The organism is Pararhizobium sp. PWRC1-1 (genome assembly GCF_049897905.1).
Classification (GTDB): domain Bacteria; phylum Pseudomonadota; class Alphaproteobacteria; order Rhizobiales; family Rhizobiaceae; genus Pararhizobium.
Map to the genome: position 1 here is coordinate 1 of NZ_JAFCXE010000065.1, position 1314 is coordinate 1314.

The following is a 1314-nucleotide window of genomic DNA, read 5'->3' on the forward strand; positions in this document are numbered from 1 at the left end:
ATATTGCCGGCGTTGAGAACAACGATCTTGTCGGCCATGGTCATGGCTTCGACCTGGTCATGGGTGACGTAGATCATCGTCGTCTTCAGCTGGTGATGCAGTTCGCTGATTTCCAGCCGCATCGTCCCGCGCAAGGCTGCATCGAGGTTGGACAGCGGCTCGTCGAACAGGAAGGCCGAGGGTTCGCGCACGATGGCGCGGCCGATGGCAACGCGCTGGCGCTGACCGCCGGAGAGCTGGCCGGGGCGCCGGTCGAGATAGTTGGTGAGGTTGAGGACGCGCGCCGCTTCCGTCACCTTCTTGTCGATCGCCCCTTGGTCCATCTTCGCCATCTTCAAGGGAAAGGCGATATTGTTGCGCACCGTCATATGCGGATAGAGCGCGTAGGACTGGAACACCATGGCCAGCCCGCGTTTGGCCGGTGCAGCACCGGTCACATCGCGGCCGTCGATCTCGATCGTGCCCGAAGACGTATCCTCAAGGCCGGCGATCAGGCGTAAGAGGGTTGACTTTCCGCAGCCCGAGGGACCGACGAAGACGACAAACTCGCCCTCGTTGATCGTCAGATCGATGCCTGGAATGACCTGCGTCGCGCCAAAGGATTTGTTGACTTTTTTCAGTTGAATATTGCCCATGCGTGCCTCCCAAGTCTTTTCTTTGAGTTACTTCACGGCGCCGAAGGTCAGGCCGCGGACAAGTTGTTTCTGGCTGAACCAGCCCATGATCAGGATCGGTGCAATCGCAAGGGTCGAGGCTGCCGACAGCTTTGCCCAGAACAGGCCTTGCGGGCTGGAGAACGAGGCGATGAAGGCCGTCAGCGGCGCTGCATTGGTGGTGGTCAGGCGGATCGTCCAGAACGCTTCGTTCCAGGCAAGGATGATGTTGAGCAGCATAGTCGAGGCGATGCCGGGTACTGCCATCGGCGTCAGCACGTAAACAATCTCGCCCCAGAGCGAAGCGCCGTCCATCCGCGCTGCCTCAAGGATTTCGCCCGGGATTTCGCGGAAATACGTGTAGAGCATCCAGATCACGATCGGCAGGTTGATCATGGTCAGCATGAAGGTCAGGCCGATGCGGCTGTCGAGCAGGCCGAAGTCACGGAACAGAAGATAGATCGGCACGAGAACGGCGACGGCCGGCATCATCTTGGTGGAGAGCATCCACATCAGGATGTCCTTGGTCTTGTTGGTCGGCGAAAACGCCATCGACCATGCGGCAGGCACCGAAATCAGCAAGGCAAGCAGCGTCGAGCCAAGCGACAGGATGACCGAGTTCAGGAAGAACTTGAAATAATTGCTCTGCGCCTGCACGGCA

At 59.3% G+C, this 1314-nt stretch carries 2 protein-coding genes; both read right to left on the reverse strand.

The window, feature by feature from the left end; translation table 11 throughout:
- Window positions 1–635, reverse strand: a 635-nt coding sequence (locus ACP7E0_RS34880; protein ID WP_426131925.1) for an ABC transporter ATP-binding protein, incomplete at its 3' end; no start/stop codon positions are given.
- A 27-nt stretch (window positions 636–662) separates the two neighbouring features.
- On the reverse strand, window positions 663–1314 hold a 652-nt coding region (locus ACP7E0_RS34885; RefSeq protein ID WP_426131927.1), incomplete at its 5' end, for a carbohydrate ABC transporter permease.